Source organism: Veillonellaceae bacterium (assembly GCA_012523975.1).
Classification (GTDB): Bacteria; Bacillota; Negativicutes; order JAAYSF01; family JAAYSF01; genus JAAYSF01.
The window spans coordinates 15,331-30,583 of sequence record JAAYSF010000071.1; the positions used below are offsets into that span (position 1 = coordinate 15,331).

A 15,253-nucleotide genomic window follows, 5' to 3' on the forward strand; every position below is an offset into this window, starting at 1 on the left:
AGTCATATTATCCCTCGTTACTCTTTTGTTTCGGTTTACTCTTTTCTGACTTCGTTTTTACTTTTTTCGGTTTAGCCTTTGCTTTATTTTTTCCTGCTGATGTAGTCTTTTTAACCTTTTCTGCAGCACGTGTCGGACAACTCTCACTACTGCACATTGTAACAAACCGTCCGTTTTTAAAATTGTGACGAACCATAAACGATCCGCATGTTTTACAAGTTTCTTTAAGCGGCATATCCCATGTTACAAATTCACACTCAGGATAGTTCTTACATCCATAGAACACTTTGCCCCGCTTGGTCCGACGTTCCACTATGCTGCCTTCACATCTAGGGCAGGCAACCCCCATATCTATTAGAAGAGGTTTAGTGTTGCGGCATTCCGGAAATCCGGGACAAGCTAGAAACTTACCATACCGCCCATGCTTAACCACCATATTGCGACCGCAGTGTTCACACTTTTCTTCAGAAATCTCAACCGGCAGCTCAACTGCTCCAATTTCTTCCTCGGCATGGGCCAAAGCAACACTAAAGGGCTTGTAAAATTCTCTTAATAGTTCAATTCGAGACCCATGCCCCTCAGCAATCTCGTCCAACTTATCTTCCATGTTGGCAGTGAACTTGACATCTACTATTTCATGAAAGTATTGTTTCAGTAAATCTACGACAGTAAAACCTAGCTCGGTTGGCTGAAACTTTTTGTCCATTCTCATGACATACCCGCGAGCTACAATGGTCTCGATAATTGCAGAATAAGTGCTAGGGCGGCCTATACCTTTTTCCTCCAGTGTTTTTACTAACGATGCTTCGGTATACCGAGGCGGAGGTTCAGTAAAATGCTGCTTGGGAGAAATCTTAGCCAGTTTTAATACCTGTTCAGGCTTTAAATCCGGCAGAATAACATCTTTATCATTTTCCGGATTTTCCTTGCTTTCAATATATACAGTCATAAAGCCAGGAAATTTAATCTGCGATCCGGTTGAGCGCAAATTATAACGTCCAGCCTTAATATCGATTGTTAAAGTATCATAAATTGCTGGTGTCATCTGACTGGCAATAAATCTATCCCAAATTAAAGTATAAAGCTTTAGCTGATCTTTCGATAAGCTATCGGCCAGTTTCTCAGGTGGATATTCGAAGCTTGTCGGTCTAATTGCTTCATGTGCATCCTGCGATTTGTTCTTGGAGGAATACACAGGTGCCTTATCAGGCAAATAAGCTCGGCCATATCTAGTTTCTATATATTGTCGAGCCTCTGACTGAGCTGATTCCGCAATTCGGGTAGAATCAGTTCTCATGTATGTTATTAGACCGACCGGGCCACTTTTACCAATGTCTAAGCCCTCGTATAACTGCTGCGCCGTCATCATTGTCTTACGCGAGGTGAAGCCAAGCTTGCGGGCGGCGTCCTGCTGCAAGCTGCTTGTTGTAAACGGCGCTGCAGGATTTCGGCGTCTTTCCCGACGCTTCACATCACGGACAACAAATTCAGCTTGCTCCAACTCATTTGTAATGATACTTGCTTGGCTTTCATTGCCTATTTCAATTTTTTGCTCATCAACGCTAGTTAGCTGGGCATCGAAAGCCGGGGCTTTAGCCTTTTCTTTTAACTTTGCAGTTATACTCCAATACTCTTCGGGAATAAAAGCTTGGATTTCTTTTTCCCGGTCGCAAATAAGCCGTACAGCTACCGATTGTACCCGTCCAGCACTTAAACCTTTGCGAACTTTCCGCCACAATAACGGGCTTAGTTTATAACCTACAATTCTGTCTAACAAGCGCCGAGCCTGCTGGGCATCTACCCGAGCAAAATTTATTGGGCGGGGCTTCTTAATCGCTTGCTTAATAGCATTCTTTGTAATTTCATTAAATTCAATGCGACATGCTTTATCAGGATCGATACCTAATATATGCGCAAGATGCCAGGCTATAGCCTCGCCTTCGCGATCAATATCGGATGCTAAGTATATATTATCGACGGCTTTAGCAGTTTCTTTCAAGCCCTTAATTATATCGCCTTTGCCGCGGATATTAATATATTTAGGAGCAAAGTCATTATCTACATCTATTCCGAATTGGCTCTTAGGCAAATCGCGCAAATGCCCCATTGAAGCCTTTACCGTATAATTACGTCCCAAAAATTTTTCTATTGTTTTAGCTTTTGCTGGCGATTCGACAACAACTAGCGCTTTACTCAATTAATTCCCTCCCTGGCCACACGAACATAGCGCTGGCCGCTTTGCCCGTCTACCAACCCGCGTAATTCTAATTGCAACAATATATATGTAACTACCGAAGGTGTAAGATTAGTTTTCATTACTATTTTTTCAATTCCGATAGGCACTTCGTATGACAAAACCGAATATATCTGCATTTCCTCAATCGACAACTCATTATCTTTTTGCTGTGTATTTGCTTTTATATCATATTCTTCTAGAATGTCACTTGCACTGTCAACTAATTTGGCACCCTGCTTAATTAAATAATTTGTTCCCTTGCTTAATTCAGAAAATATGCTGCCTGGAACAGCAAAAACATCTCTCCCCTGTTCTAAGGCAAAATCTGCTGTAATCAGGGCACCACTTTTTCTGGCAGCTTCAATAATGATAGTTCCTAGTGAGAGCCCGCTGATGATCCGATTACGGGCCGGGAAATGAGCAGCGTGGACTAATGTGCCTGGAGGATATTCTGATACAACAGCACCCGCTTCGGCAATATTATCAAATAATCGTCTATTCTCGGGAGGATAAACTACATCCACGCCTGATCCTAGAACGGCAATTGTTCTACCGTTCTTTAGCGCCCCGGCATGAGCGGAACTATCGATGCCTCTTGCACCGCCGCTAACCACCCAGAAACCGCTGGCCGCCAGTTCTGCGGCTAGCATACCGGCGGCATTCTTCCCATAAGCTGTCGCTCGCCTTGCCCCAACTATAGCAATAGTATAGTCATTGGCCGCTGGCAATGTTCCGCGGTAATATAGTATTACTGGTGGTTTAAAAGTATTTCTAAGAAGATTAGGATATTCTTCATCACTGATTGTACACAACTTAATTCGCTTTTTTTCCCACTCGGCGGCTATCTTATGTACATCTATCTTTTCCCTGTGGTCCAGCAAATTATTACATATAGTATCACTAAAAAGGCGAGAGGAAAATAAAGACTTTCGATCAGCAAACCATGCATTTTTAGCACCGCCAAAAAAATCCACAAGCCGTTGCAAGCCGGCGTTACCAATGCCTTCTACCATGTGAAACGCGGCTAAATAATACTTGTCCATAACTCCTCAGCAACCCATCTATTATAAAATAATCACTAAAAACTATTTAATCTACCCAATCTTCGCTAGTATATATCTGGCAATGGTGTCAGCAGCCTCAGGATGTCCGAGCTTATACATATTTTGCTTTAATTCAGTCAATTCTTGCGGTTGTTCTACCAATAGCCTTTTTAGCAAGACTTGGACGTCATGCGGTGAATTAGCTTTTATAGCTGCTTTTTTATTTTCTAGATAGCGTGTATTAGCCTCTTCTTGACCAGGTATGGGCCTAAATATTACCATAGGCAACCCCCGGCAAGCGGCTTCGGCAGCAGTCATTCCACCCGGTTTTGATATTAAAATATCAGCGACAGCCATTAACTCATGGATGTTATCAACAAAACCGAATATTTTGATTGGACAGCGAAATCCTACTTGGTTATTAATTAGTCTTTTATACATTTTTTTGTTATTACCTGCAACGACGATCATTTGGAAGGAAGCATCAACTTGATTACAAGCTGAGACAATTCTGTCCATTGGGAAGACTCCGGCCCCGCCCCCCATAATTAAGACTGTTTTCAGCGTTTTATCCATCTCTAACTTAGTTAAGATTTCTTCTTTGCAAGGTAAGGCTGAAAACACTTGATCAACCGGTATACCTATTGCTTGACTTCTTTCATGAGAAATTCCCCATTTAGCCAAGTCGTCCCGCATTTTAGTATGTGCCACAAAATAATAATCCAATTCAGGGTAGGCCCATAACCGGTGGACGGTAAAATCAGTAACAGCTGCAATTGACGGAACTCCTACTTTGCCGTTTCTGGCTAAGTGCGAAATCATCCCGGCAGGGGTAGCATGTGTACAGACTATCGCATCGGGAGCATAGTTCACTAGAAAACGCTCCATTCGAGACGAAATATAGCGGCTGACAATTTCCCGCCCCAATAATGCCGCCTTATTAGTATTACCCCAGCCATAGGCCATACCGTAGGCCAACGGGAAATGTTCAAGCACCTTCAAATAGCCTTTTAAGATTGTATCACCTAGAACCGGACTTATAAAGTCAAATATGTTGGCCATCTTAGTATCAACGCCGGGACTCAGACTTTCCAGCTTTTTCATAATAGCTTGGGCCGCTCGCATATGACCAGAACCGATTGGTGCAGTAATAAACAATACCTTTTTCGGTTCACGCATAAAATTCCTCCATACATGCACGAAGATTAAGCATCTAAATTAATTTGCTTATAAAACAGCACTTTACTATCATCGGTACTTCTGTTCAACAATTCAGTTGCAGTTAAGCCCTTATATATTGGTAAATCGCCGGCGATATCAATTAAAGGAACTAAAACGAAATTTCGTTCAAACATCCTAGGATGAGGCAGGCATAACTGATCCTCATTTAAGACCAATTCGTCAAACATCAGTAAGTCGATATCAATAATACGGGGTCCCCACTTCACAGTCCGAATGCGCCCCATAGCCGTTTCGATATCTAAGCATATTTTTAGAAGTTCATAGGAATTTAGGCCGGTTTTTATACTGATTACTGCATTTAGAAACTCCGGCTGATCTTTAATACCAATTGGTTCAGTTTGATAAATTGCGGAAACCTTATCGATAGTTATTCCTTCTGTTGCGGAAAGCTGCTTAATTGCATTTAAAATATTTGTCTCTCGCTCGCCGATATTTGATCCTAATCCTAATATTATCATTTAGCCTCTCCGTGTAATTTCCAACTGTACATAATCAATTTGTCCAGGTATTGGCACTGCAGGTTTACGAATCCGTACGGTAACACTGTTAACCCGGTCAAATTTCAGCAATTCATCCGAAATTTTTGCGGCCAAAGATTCCAATAACTTATATCGGTGTTTTTCAACTATTTCTTTTATTTTTTTATACACAGTTGTATAGTCAACAGCACAATTTAAATCATCTGATTCTCCGGCCTCCTTCGTATCTGTATTTATCTCAATATCTACATAAAATCGCTGTCCATGTTCGCGTTCATAATCAAAAACACCGTGATAGGCATAAAACATCATATTTTGCAACAAAATCTTATCAGTCAAACAAATCCCCCCTTATCATGGCATCAGTCATCTTGGCTACTCTTGCTATCGGCTCTACATCATGAACCCTGACAATATTTGCGCCCTTAGTTATACCTACCGCGACCGTCGCCGCAGTTCCTTCAACGCGATCGTCAACCGCAAGATCGAGAACTTCGCCTATAAATCTTTTGCGGGATGTACCAAGCAAAATTGGACATCCTAACGATTTAAGTTCTTCAAGCCTAGACATCACGACAATGTTCTGGTCTCCATTCTTGGCAAAACCAATGCCTGGATCAATAATAAAATTTTCAAAGCTTATTCTAGCATTGATGCCGATATCAATACTGTTTTTTAAAAAATTGCAAATATCAGCCATAATGTCAATCTGATACTCGTTATTTATACGATTATGCATAATTACTACCGGCACATTATACTCCGCAACTACTTTTGCCATGTTAGGGTCTTTTTGCAGCCCCCAAATATCATTAATTATATTTGCGCCGCAGTCTAACGCCGCTTTAGCAACACTCGGTTTGTATGTGTCAATCGAAATCGGCACCTCACATGTTTTCGCCAGTTTTTCCAGCACAGGTAACATACGTTCCATTTCTTGGTTTTCTGATATTTCTGCGAAGCCCGGGCGAGTTGATTCTGCGCCGATATCAAGTATGTCGGCTCCGGCTTTAATCAGTTCTTCAGCTTTTTTTAGTGCATTATCAAAACTATTATACTTGCCTCCGTCAGAAAAAGAGTCAGGAGTAAGATTCAATATTCCCATAATAAGTGTTCTATGAGGCTGAATCAAAAGTTTCTTGCCTGGCCATTGGTATTCGCGATAAGAAAATTTTTCGGTAGCTTTAATAGCTTTATTTATGGCCTCAGCTATTTTGGGCAAACCCCATGGTTGCATTTTTAATTGTGCCACGGCCAGATTATACTGTTTCATTGTTGCACAGATAACTACATCGGTATATTCAACACTAAGGTCAGCTGTCCCCCGAGCTACAGCAACTTCGCCACCCTTGGCCAAAAAAGTTTGTTTCAGTAAATTTGCTGCTTTTGACGAAACTTTTTCAATCTTCAATGTTTTAAATATGGCTTTAGGAGCCATGATATTAATGCCAAATTCGTCACAATTTATTTTTTTTAATTCTTGGCGAGCTTGGTTTTGAGTTGAAATTTCGACAACTCGAGCGTTCATGTCAAGTACCCCCTATTGCAGCAAAATATGGTTTTATTGTATCATAAGTATTATGCAGAATGGAAATCTGTCATGCAAATAATAGAAAACTATTGGATTTAGGAGGCCTCCAAATGAAATCACGCCTATCCCCGGATGTTTTTCGCATTCCCGTCGAAGAAATAAAAAACGGGTTTTTTAGCGACAGTTATTTTTTACGCACTCAGGAAATTCTAAATCGTGACAACTACCATCCCCGTGTGCTAATGCAGGTTTTTCAACGTCAACATGCTGTATTATGCGGTATAGATGAGGCGCTTGCCATTATTCAGAAGTGCGCGCATAATCCAAAAGATTTAGTTGTAAAAGCACTTCACGATGGCGACGAAATTCGCCCTTGGGAATCAGTGCTCACCATCGAAGGTGACTTAGCAAACTTTTCTCATCTTGAAACTGTTTTCCTTGGAGTTATAGCTAGACAGACTAAAATTGCAACAAATGTTCGCAGAGTAGTTAAAGCTGCCTCCGGAAAACCAGTTGTATTTTTTCCGTCACGGTTTGACTATTACTCGGTACAGCTTGCTGACGGATATGCCGCCCACATCGGTGGGGTAACTGGTGTATCTACCCCGGCCAACGGTGCATATTATGGTGAAGAAGCTCTTGGTACTATTCCCCATGCACTAATAGCGGCATATAAAGGAGATTCTCTAAGAGCAACAAAGGCTTTTGATAAATACATGGACAAGTCTATAGGTCGGGTAGCGTTAGTCGATTTTGATAATGATTGTGTTAGAACAAGTCTCCAGATTGCTCGCGAGCTTAAGGATAAGTTGTCGGCAGTTCGCCTGGATACCTCTGAAACCGTTGTTGATGCTTCTGTTCTTCCGAATATGGGAATGATCAAACCGACCGGTGTTTGCCCACAGTTAGTATTTAATGTTCGCTCCGCTCTTGATGCGGAGGGATTCAACCACGTTAAAATTATGGTTTCAGGCGGCTTCAATGCTGAACGTATTGCTCAATATGAGAAAGCCAAGGTTCCTGTTGATATATACGCCGTCGGAAGCAGCTTGTTTAGCAGTAATAACATCAATTTCACAGCCGATGTGGTTATGGTCGATGGTAAACCCTGTGCCAAATTCGGCCGACGCTATCTTCCTAATCCCCGCTTAGAAACTGTAGAACTATAGTTAATATGTAAACCCCGTCGCAATGCGGCGGGGTTTAGATTCTAATTCTCTTTATTAAGGTTTTCTGCCATCCTAGTTAACTGCTCTGACATTGCCATTAATTCCTGACTATGCGCAGTGAGTTTTTGGATAGTATCGGCTTGCTGAGAGGTCACTACATCGATTTGGCTGATCTCTGTAGCTATCTGTTGGATACTTTCATTGATCCCGCTTAAAGTATCAGTTATCTGTGTAGCAGAGCTAGCACTATTTACAGCTAGTTTGCGAACTTCATCAGCCACAACACCAAATCCTCGTCCTAATTCGCCTACGCGGGCTGCTTCTATAGCTGCGTTTAAACCCAATAAGTTAGTTTCACTAGCAACGTTTTTTATAAAATTAACAACGACATCAGTTTCACTGACTTGTTTATTAGCCTGTATAGATAAACCCTTAAGCATTTTACCACTAGCAGCCATTTCCTCGGCTTGCGCTAAGACTGATTGAATAGATAATGACAGGTCTGATGCCGAGCTAGATAACTGTTTAGCTGCTGCCAGCAACGTTTCTTTACGGGCCAATGATTCATGAATGGCTACCGCACCAAACACTTCGCCATTCTCAATTATCGGGATACTAATTGCAATATAAGGTATACCGTAAACTTCGCTAGGTACTTCTACCAATACCTTTTTACGCTGCTCCATAGCAATATGCGCGGCTGAGCCTGGCTTAACGGGCTCCCCAACAACTACTTGGTGTGCAAGTTCAGGAATAGAATTTGAAGCAACCCATTTCTCACAATCGCAAACAACCATTCCTACTCTTCCGCTAATTAATTGTGGTATATACTCTGCTACAGCGATAAAGCAATTTAATAACGAAATATTAGCCATATTACCTCACCTTCCTCTTTTTATTTCCTCGTCCAGAAAGAGTGTAGTTATAACGATCACAATTTACCAATTATTTCGTATTTCGTCATTAATTGCCATTAACCCTCTAATCCATAAAAAAAAACCTTCCCGTGTGGAAGGTTATTGAATTTCTTCTGCGGAAAGGTTCTTACCAAGCTTGCCTATCGCCCGCTTTTCGATTCTTGACACATATGATCGCGATATACCTAGCATTTGGGCAATATCCCGCTGTGTTTTCCTGTTACCATCTGGCATTCCAAACCGCATTTCCAATACCCACTTCTCCCGATTGCTAAGACGGCTAATTTGCTTGCTCAGCCGCTCGCATTCACATTGATTCTCAACAGCCTCAGCAACCACATCGGGCGCTGTTCCTAAAACATCTATCAGTGTTATCTCGTTCCCTTCTTTATCTACGCCAATGGGATCATAAAGACTTACTTCAGCCCTGATTCGGCGAGTACTTCTTAGATGCATGAGAATTTCATTTTCAATACAGCGGGCTGCATATGTAGCTAGTCGGATTTTTTTTGCCATATCAAAGGTATTTATTGCTTTTATCAGACCAATTGTACCAATTGATATAAGATCATCAACGTCTTCCCCTGTATTATCAAATTTCTTTACAATATGAGCTACCAACCGCAAATTACGCTCAATCAGAACATTTTTTGCTTTTTCATCACCATTTTTCAACCGGTCTAAGTACGTTTTTTCTTCCTTTTCTGTTAATGGTAAAGGAAATGTGTTATTGGTAACATACGAAACAAGGAGCGCAATCCCCTTAATTATGGAAGCCGCTAACGCTGCAAAAAAAGACACTAAGCCATCACCCCCGACGGTATCTGTCGATTCATTTTATGGAGGGGCCAGGCTAAATGTGACTATCAAAAACTGGTTATTATCTAGATAATAATGGTAAGGAGTGTGAATTATGGGGACATATTTAGGAGACCTTGGCATAATTTTTTTATCATTATTGATTATTTTGTATATTATGTGGGACAAAGTTTTCCCTAGAGACTAGTTAGCACGATAGCATACAGATTGATTCCTCTTCCAATACAGGAACAGCATCCCTCAACGCAAGGCTTATGACTTTACTAAGCTTAACAACAATCGATAGCGGCGTACTCTGAAGATCTAAATACCCGAGCTGCCCGCCGGAATTAACAACACCGATTATAGAGATATCACCAACACACGGAAGTCGGTGTCCCACTGCGATTCCAGCCTGCAGACCGCCTTCCCATACTTCGATATTACCAATTTCGTTTGGTTTTCCTAAGCATGCGTCGATTGCAATTATCAGTGGATGGTGGTACTGGTGTTTTATAACACTTATTGTTTCTACCAAGTTACCGGCATGAACAGGATAGTCTAAACTCCCGTAAACATTAAGCTTGGTATTTTCTTTTAAGTCCGATCCTATTAAAGGGCCAAGAGCATCGCCGGTATAACGGTCAGAGCCTATGCACAGTATAACTATCGATCTTATCTTAAGCCCTTCCTGTTTGCGCAGCAGCTGAACTATATGCTGATGGATTTTATCGCGAGCAAATACATCATGTAAGTTAGCGGTTAATTTGTTGGCAAATTTACCCATTTTACCTCTCCTCTTAGCCATCTTACTAATCTGTATGCTCTAATAACAATATTTACGCCAAAAAATAAAAGCCTCTCTGCATGCAGACGTATGCAAAGAGGCTTTCTACTATTCAATCAAAAAATCTGGAATGTTTATCGTCGGCACAAAGCTCGATAATACAACACTTGTCTAGTTATCACACTAACCTACTAGCGGCAGTTGCTGATATTCAGGCTGCTTGACAGCGTGCGCTAACGCCCTGGTTAAAAATCCGACATGCTCTTTAAAATCGATACCCATAGCTTCAGCACTACTAGTAAGCAGTTCCCGATTAACAGCCCGCGCGAAGGCTTTATCCTTAATTTTTTTCATAACCGATTTTACTTCGAGGTTATCAAGGCTCTTGTCGGGCCGAACTAGAGCGCAGGCAATAATGAAGCCTGTCATTTCATCGACAGCAAGCAGTGTTTTTTGCAATAAGGTACGTTCACTACTCCAGTCCCTAGCATGCGACTTTATATCAGTGCAAAATTGTTCGTCAAACCCATATGGTTCAAGTAGTTCTTCCACATGATTAAGATGATCATCAGGGTACTTTTCAAAATCAACATCGTGTAGCAGACCGACAGCACCCCAGTATTCAACATCCTCGCCAAATTTTTCAGCATAGGCTCTCATTGCTATTTCAACTGCCAAACAGTGTTTGAGTAACGACTCACTTTTCATATGCTCTCTCAATATTTGCCAAGCTTCAGATCTTGTAACTTGCTTCATAGGCTACCTCCTGACGATATATGGAATACTTGTAATTATTTACATTATAACAGGTATTGACAAAATGTGAAAGTATGACCGTTAATATAAATTTCCCTGAGCGCATACAGTGTACTGGAATGGGGGGAACTAAAATGCATTTTATAATATTAGCCGTTATTGGTATCGCTATGCTTATTGGCGGAATTTTTCTAATGAGATATGGCCTGAAGAAATTATTATGGTTTAAGCTACAGAAAGTTCTTCAACAGCTTACAGTAACGCCTTGGCGCGGTATGATTGTCGGTACAATTGCCGCTGCCGTCATGCAAAGCAGTACTGCCGTGTCCTTAATTACAATTGGCCTAGTAAGTGCTGAATACATGTCGTTCTATCAAGGGCTTGGAATAATTCTCGGTGCTAATATTGGTACTTGCTCAACTGTTCAACTAATGACTATCTCTTTATCAGAGCAATATCTAATACCATTCCTTATGGCATTTTCCTTAATAGCATTAATTAGCCGTAAATTTCGCTATCCGTCTCTGGCCATATGCGGACTAATTAGCATGTTCACAGGATTAACGCTTTTATCTGATTCATTAGAAACTATTTCTAAATTCAACAATTTGGTTCATTATCTGATTGCCTCTAAATCCAATCCACTTTTTGGTATCCTAGGCGGCATAGTTATTACCCTACTGTTTCAGTCAAGCAGCGCTGCGACAGGCGTTTTAATGTTACTGGCAAGTGACGGAATTGTCGATCTAACAACCTCAGCATATGTTGTATATGGCAATAATATCGGCTCGTGCCTTTCTTCCGTTGTAATTGCTGCTGGAGCACCTTTGGCTGCTAAACGGGTTGCGATGTCACACATTGTTTTGAATGTTTTAGGTGTAATGGTCGCCTTACCCTTCACACCCCAACTTATTCAAGCCGCCAGTGGATTTTCTGCTGATTTTGCCGGCCAGGTTGCATTTATTCACACCTTTTTTAATATAGTGTCGTCGATTATCGTTGTACCAATTGCTAAATATTATGCAAAACTTATAGTGCTACTTGTGCCTAGTCATCGGTAGGCCACGAGAATATTTTGTCTTTAATTCCATCACTTTTCGGCAAATTAATAGGGTGGCATAAATTCCTACTGCCATAATAACGATAGTCCCGCCGGGAGCTATATCGAGGTAGAATGATATTATCAGCCCCATTAAAACAGATACTACGGATATGGCGGCGGCCGCAATAAGAGTTCCTTTAAAGCTTAATCTTAACAAATAGGCAGCGGCAACAGGCACTACCATCAGCGCGCTCACTAGCAGGATACCTACCACTGTCATTCCAACAACTACAACAACTGCCGTTATAACACTAAAAGCCATGTTAATAAGTGAAACGTTTACACCGGTTACACTTGCTACATCTTCATCAATGGCAATTAGCATAAGCTTATTATAAAGAAAATATATAACAGCGGCGGCCATTGTGCCGCTTATTGCTATTAAGGTCACATCAGTTGTCGTTACTGTCATAATACTGCCGAATAGAAAACTCAGTAGTCCGGCGCTAGGCATTTTAGTCATAGTACTAAAAATTATTGCCATAGCAATGCCTGCATAGAAAAAAATTGCTAGTCCCATATCAGTATACTGTGTATGTCGCCGACGCATTAGTTCAATGCCGATAGCACCGACTACCGTCAGAACTAAGGCCCCAACTACCGGATACCAGCCAATAAGGTAGCCCCCTGTTACCCCGGCAAATGCAATATGCCCTAATCCATCGCCGATAAGTGATTGACGACGGACAACTACAAATATCCCAATTAAAGGGCATACAAGCGCGGCAATTAATCCCGCAACAAGCGCCCGTTGAAAAAAATCATACTGTAAAAATTCCATAGTTTAATTCTCCCCTTGAAGACCGGCGTAAAACCATCGATGGCGGGATTGGAGATGGGTAATATTAAAATCGTTACTGTCACCAAAGAAACATAATCCACGATTAATACATACCACCTTATCTGACCATTTGATTGCTTTTTCAATATCATGCGATACCATAATAACTGTAACACCCAAATTACAATTAAGCTGACCTAAAAGTTCGTAAATTTTGGCGCTTGCTTCATAGTCAACACCACTGGTAGGTTCGTCTAAGAGTAAAAGCTCTGGATTACCGGCTAACGCTCTGGCCACCATTACGCGCTGCTGTTGGCCTCCGGACAGTTCTCCAATTCGCTTCTTTCGGATTTCTTTACAGCCTACTAACTGAAGCATGTGATCAACAATGTGGCAGGCAGCACTTTTTGAGCATTTTCTATTTAGACCTGCTAAAGTACCTAATTTTACGACCTCTTCAACTGTAGCCGGAAACCCACTGATATTCTTTCCATAATTTTGAGGAACATAGCCAATTAGACCGTCATATCTAGCCTCTCGCAAATTTTTACCGCGGATAGTAACAGTTCCCGCCTGCGGGGTTAGTATACCTGCAATAATCTTAAGGACAGTACTCTTGCCTGCACCGTTAGGACCGATTACTGCTGTAAAGCTTCCTTGATCTATAGCAAGTGATAAGTTTTCTAAAACAACATCATCACCATAAGAGAATCTTATGTTTGATAGATTTACCATGCACATTTTCCAATCACCTTTTTCAGCATATGTGTACCGCTATGAATAAGCCAAAGTTTTTTCTATCCTAAGGGCCTCTTACGGGATGCATCAATTATAGTATTCCCATTTTTACCATTAGAGCATGATCAAGCTATAAGTTCCAAACTTAATAGTGTACTTTTATTTCATAAATACTCAATCGTGCATTATATAATAGCAGTAAAAATAAAAGAGGGCTGCTAACGCCCCCAATATCTTGCTTATCTACAATATTCTTCGTGCACCGTAGTAACGACTTCCCCAATAACCGCTGTCCAGCCTGCTTACCATTACACCACGGCTAGACGTCGAGCTAATGAACTTCCCATTCTCAAGATAAATTCCAACATGTGAAGGTCCTGGCGCATATGTAGTAAAGAAAACCAGGTCTCCGGGTCGCAAATTATAGTAAGATACTGACCGGCCTAATTTGAATTGGTCGTCAGCAGTACGTGGTAAATAGATGCCGGATTGGGCAAATACATAACGGGTGTAGCCTGAACAGTCAAAGCCGTTAGGTGTTGTACCGCCGAATACATAAGGGACGCCGGTATATTTCATGGCATTTTGGGTAACTCGGCGAACTACTGTCGCGGAGGTAGCTCTACTGACAGGGATATCCCGTCCCATCAAAAGCTGATAAGTTTGCGTGCCAATAATGCCATCAGCTTCAAGACCCTTATCTCGTTGGAAGTTTTTAACGGCGTTTTCCGTTACTGTGCCAAAGTCACCATCCGCGGCACCGGTCTCATAGCCTAGCGAACTTAGACGCTGCTGAATCAACGCAATATCTTCGCCTTGATCTCCTTTTTGATAAGCCGCAGCATACGCGAGCGAAGAAAAACATAATAGAACCATACAAAACAACATGGTTCGGAAAAGCTTTGACACTTTTTCGACTCCTCTCAACGGCCTCCGAGGTTAGCTGACGGGTTAGGGTTGAGGTACCCTGATGAAAGTATTTATACATACGTCCTTTCAAAATTCACCCTTAACATTTGGTTCCCCGGTCGTAAGCTTGATTAGGCTTTATACTGCTGAAAAATAATTTCGCCATTTTTATGCAATATCCTGCTGGTTTATGCTTTTTTTCTTAATGTTTGCATTCCATTATTTGGTAATTAACCTGAAAGTCATTATCTATGACTAGCGTCCTCTATCTGATAATATCTTGGCGGAGACGCACTGCATCGCGCAAATAGACGTGGCGTATGCTCTTTTGCGGCAGTTCAGTATTCCATAAAATCAACACCCTGATACAATGAGGTAATCCTAAGGGATTATCGATTTCCTGCGTGCCAAAAAGCGGTACTTCATGCCAGCCTAACGATCTTGCAGCAGCGGCCGGAAATGCAGTATCTAAATCAGGCGTCGAACTAAAAATTATCGCTCCAATATCCTCTAGATCGATTGAATTTGCCTCTTTCATAGCGTTTAAGAGTTCTGATACGGCGGATAGAATATCATTACGTTCATTTTGATTAACAGTTATTGCCCCTCGAATTCCGCGTAGCATGCTAGTCACCTCATCAATTATCACAAATAATTTTTTAATTATTATTCCCAAGAATGTTAAATTTCGTTACTTACAGCAAATATCCTTTATTGGCAGGCTAGTTCGACTGGTAAACTCCAATAATGCCAACAACCCGGCTT

At 41.4% G+C, this 15,253-nt stretch carries 16 protein-coding genes; 2 read left to right on the forward strand and 14 right to left on the reverse strand.

All coding sequences use genetic code 11. The features are described from left to right. Positions 1 to 7: 7 nt before the first annotated feature. The 6 genes from topA to folP are packed head-to-tail and all read right to left on the reverse strand — an operon-like array spanning position 8 to position 6,528. Entirely contained in the window at positions 8 to 2,197 is a 2,190-nt protein-coding gene (gene topA / locus GX348_09320; GenBank protein NLP42379.1) for a type I DNA topoisomerase, read from the reverse strand. Continuing rightward, the gene (gene dprA, locus GX348_09325) at positions 2,194 to 3,279 is read right to left on the reverse strand and encodes a DNA-protecting protein DprA (GenBank protein NLP42380.1); all 1,086 of its coding nucleotides are present in this window, start codon (positions 3,277 to 3,279) and stop codon (positions 2,194 to 2,196) included. Before dprA ends, topA begins: the two co-directional genes overlap by 4 nt. Before the next feature lie 51 nt (positions 3,280 to 3,330). Further along, on the reverse strand, positions 3,331 to 4,458 hold the full coding sequence (locus GX348_09330) for a glycosyltransferase (GenBank protein ID NLP42381.1): 1,128 nt from the start codon (positions 4,456 to 4,458) through the stop codon (positions 3,331 to 3,333). Between the two features lie 26 nt (positions 4,459 to 4,484). Further along, positions 4,485 to 4,979: a 2-amino-4-hydroxy-6-hydroxymethyldihydropteridine diphosphokinase gene (gene folK, locus GX348_09335; GenBank protein ID NLP42382.1), complete on the reverse strand. Its 495-nt coding sequence runs from the start codon at positions 4,977 to 4,979 to the stop codon at positions 4,485 to 4,487. Further along, positions 4,980 to 5,339: a dihydroneopterin aldolase gene (gene folB / locus GX348_09340; GenBank protein NLP42383.1), complete on the reverse strand. Its 360-nt coding sequence runs from the start codon at positions 5,337 to 5,339 to the stop codon at positions 4,980 to 4,982. After that, on the reverse strand, positions 5,332 to 6,528 hold the full coding sequence (gene folP / locus GX348_09345; GenBank protein ID NLP42384.1) for a dihydropteroate synthase: 1,197 nt from the start codon (positions 6,526 to 6,528) through the stop codon (positions 5,332 to 5,334). The genes folB and folP overlap by 8 nt, the downstream gene beginning before the upstream one ends. Before the next feature lie 113 nt (positions 6,529 to 6,641). Between folP and GX348_09350 the strand changes: the two genes are divergently transcribed. Beyond that, a complete protein-coding gene (locus tag GX348_09350; GenBank protein ID NLP42385.1) occupies positions 6,642 to 7,700 on the forward strand; it encodes a nicotinate phosphoribosyltransferase in 1,059 nt (352 codons plus the stop codon). Between the two features lie 41 nt (positions 7,701 to 7,741). On the opposite strand, the gene GX348_09355 is transcribed toward GX348_09350, so the two are convergent. The 4 genes from GX348_09355 to GX348_09370 form a co-directional block, all read right to left on the reverse strand. Beyond that, positions 7,742 to 8,575, reverse strand: a complete 834-nt coding sequence (locus GX348_09355) for a methyl-accepting chemotaxis protein (GenBank protein ID NLP42386.1) — start codon at positions 8,573 to 8,575, stop codon at positions 7,742 to 7,744. 141 nt (positions 8,576 to 8,716) lie between these two features. After that, positions 8,717 to 9,418, reverse strand: a complete 702-nt coding sequence (gene sigK, locus GX348_09360; GenBank protein NLP42387.1) for an RNA polymerase sporulation sigma factor SigK — start codon at positions 9,416 to 9,418, stop codon at positions 8,717 to 8,719. Between the two features lie 205 nt (positions 9,419 to 9,623). Then, on the reverse strand, positions 9,624 to 10,202 hold the full coding sequence (gene yyaC, locus GX348_09365; protein NLP42388.1) for a spore protease YyaC: 579 nt from the start codon (positions 10,200 to 10,202) through the stop codon (positions 9,624 to 9,626). Between the two features lie 183 nt (positions 10,203 to 10,385). Continuing rightward, positions 10,386 to 10,958, reverse strand: a complete 573-nt coding sequence (locus GX348_09370; protein NLP42389.1) for an HDIG domain-containing protein — start codon at positions 10,956 to 10,958, stop codon at positions 10,386 to 10,388. Between the two features lie 134 nt (positions 10,959 to 11,092). Between GX348_09370 and GX348_09375 the strand changes: the two genes are divergently transcribed. Continuing rightward, the gene (locus GX348_09375) at positions 11,093 to 12,019 is read left to right on the forward strand and encodes a Na/Pi cotransporter family protein (protein ID NLP42390.1); all 927 of its coding nucleotides are present in this window, start codon (positions 11,093 to 11,095) and stop codon (positions 12,017 to 12,019) included. On the opposite strand, the gene GX348_09380 is transcribed toward GX348_09375, so the two are convergent. From GX348_09380 to aroH, 4 genes are all read right to left on the reverse strand, one after another. Continuing rightward, positions 11,996 to 12,841: a metal ABC transporter permease gene (locus GX348_09380; GenBank protein NLP42391.1), complete on the reverse strand. Its 846-nt coding sequence runs from the start codon at positions 12,839 to 12,841 to the stop codon at positions 11,996 to 11,998. The two genes, GX348_09375 and GX348_09380, sit on opposite strands and share 24 nt — an antisense overlap. Positions 12,842 to 12,844: 3 nt before the next feature. After that, on the reverse strand, positions 12,845 to 13,582 hold the full coding sequence (locus GX348_09385; protein ID NLP42392.1) for a metal ABC transporter ATP-binding protein: 738 nt from the start codon (positions 13,580 to 13,582) through the stop codon (positions 12,845 to 12,847). A 240-nt stretch (positions 13,583 to 13,822) separates the two neighbouring features. Beyond that, positions 13,823 to 14,488, reverse strand: a complete 666-nt coding sequence (locus GX348_09390) for a glycoside hydrolase (GenBank protein NLP42393.1) — start codon at positions 14,486 to 14,488, stop codon at positions 13,823 to 13,825. 265 nt (positions 14,489 to 14,753) lie between these two features. Next, positions 14,754 to 15,113 carry a chorismate mutase gene (aroH, locus tag GX348_09395; GenBank protein ID NLP42394.1) on the reverse strand — a complete coding sequence of 120 codons (360 nt, stop codon included), beginning with the start codon at positions 15,111 to 15,113 and terminating at the stop codon, positions 14,754 to 14,756. Positions 15,114 to 15,253 lie beyond the last annotated feature (140 nt).